The 234-nt window shown below is 36.8% G+C and carries 1 pseudogene; it reads left to right on the top strand.

Annotation, left to right across the window (positions count from 1 at the left end):
• Window positions 1-234, top strand: a pseudogene (locus tag FUA24_RS03155) (OstA-like protein); the annotation flags it as partial.

Here is a 234-nt window from a genome sequence, read left to right as displayed (position 1 = left end):
TAGAAGAATACACAAGATATAACCAAGTTGATGGTACGCTTACACCTGAATCTCAATTTAAAGAACGAGATAAAAAGCTACGAGGTTTTGATTGGCGCGAAACAGAACGACCAACAAGTGTTGAAGATTTGTTTAAAGACGACCCGCCACTAGAGTTGCCAAAAATAAAAGGATTAGCAGATTATGTACCGCCTAAAGACTTTTTTGATGAAGCGTTAATTGAACGTATTAATC

It is taken from the genome of Seonamhaeicola marinus (genome assembly GCF_008085455.1).
This window is presented reverse-complemented; position numbering and strand designations above follow the sequence as displayed.